This is a genomic window from Endozoicomonas sp. ONNA1 (genome assembly GCF_024606325.1).
In the GTDB taxonomy this organism is placed as follows: Bacteria; Pseudomonadota; Gammaproteobacteria; order Pseudomonadales; family Endozoicomonadaceae; genus Endozoicomonas_A.
The window spans coordinates 1-1,453 of sequence record NZ_JAHHPN010000167.1 but is presented as its reverse complement, the minus strand read 5'-3'; the positions used below and the strand labels follow the sequence as shown (position 1 = coordinate 1,453).

At 46.9% G+C, this 1,453-nt stretch carries 1 protein-coding gene; it reads left to right on the top strand.

Annotation, left to right across the window (positions count from 1 at the left end; genetic code table 11):
* Window positions 1–276: 276 nt before the first annotated feature.
* Window positions 277–1,453: insulinase family protein (locus tag KDK19_RS03895; protein ID WP_257291375.1), on the top strand; the 1,177-nt coding region annotated here is incomplete at its 3' end.

Sequence of the window (1,453 nt, the reverse complement as noted above, 5' to 3'; positions counted from 1 at the left end):
CTTTAACACATGGCTGATTAATGCTCGAATCTTTAATCCTTTCTGTGTTACAAGTGTAATTAGATTGCGACTGCTACCTTTGTACTCTGGTTTAAAAAATCTTGACGAATAGAAAAATAAATACAAATACAGGCATTTTCTATATGAGTCTTTTAACGGGCATCTTTGCAAACAGTAAAAGGATGGTAAATTGGTTGTCTCAGTGCTTGATAATTGGCCCAGTCTGCAGAAAGTATTCAGTTGGGATCAAGGCCTTTAAAAGGTGTGGAAATTTTTATGCTACTAAAGCACATGTCTCTGATTGCCGGGGTGCTGGCAACGGTGCTGGTAAGTGGGTGTACAGTGACAGCTGAACGAGATGCAATGGAAAAAAGCCAGGTGGTGGTGAAAAGTCCGGCAGATGATCGTGATTACCGTTTTGTCGAGTTGGAGAACGGTCTCAAGGCCCTGCTGATCTCCGATCCGGATACGGATAAGGCCGCTGCGGCAGTGGATGTGAAAGTAGGTAGCTTTCAGGACCCGGACAACCGTTTGGGCCTGGCTCATTTTCTTGAACATATGTTATTTCTGGGCAATGAAAAGTACCCGGAAACAGACGGTTATTTTGAATACATCCGCGCGAATGGCGGCTCTGCCAATGCCTATACGGCGGATACCCGAACCAACTATTTCTTCGACATTAACAGTGACAAACTGAGACCTGCGCTGGATCAGCTGGCACAGTTTTTTGTCTCGCCAACGCTGGATCCGACTTATGTTGATCGTGAGCGTAATGCGGTGGACTCTGAATATAAGCTTCATGCCAATGAGGATGGCTGGCGCTTGATGACAGCTCAGAATGCGACGTCGAATCCGGCGCACCCTCGCAGTCGTTTCAATATTGGCAGCCTGGAAACCCTTTCCAATGAAGATGGTAAATCTCTCTGGGAAGATCTAAAGACGTTCTACGATAACTACTATGTAGCTGAGAATATCGGTGTTGTTATCTATGGCAAGGAATCAACGGATGTTCTGGAAAAATGGTTACGGGAGTCATTTGCCGGAGTACCTGAAGGTCAGTCGCCAGACACTCATATTGGCCTTGCTCCCTATACACCCGGGCAGCTGGGCGTTCGCATTCATCTGGTACCTCTGAAAGACATCCGGGCGCTTTCTTTGAGCTTCCCAATGCCGAGCCAACATGAAAATTATCGCAAGAAGCCTTTGGGCTATTTGGCGAGAATACTGGGTTATGAAGGCGAGGGCAGTCTGCACAGTTATCTGAAAGAGCGTGGTCTGATTGAATCGCTGGCTTCCTATTCCAGCCATGTACCCGAAGAATACAGTGAGTTCACGGTTCGTATGGAGCTGACCCCAAAAGGTCTGGAGCAGGTAGACGAAATAACTGCCAAGGTGTTTGATTATCTGGATCTGGTTCGCAAAGAGGGTCTGGAGCCCCGGATATATGAAGAAG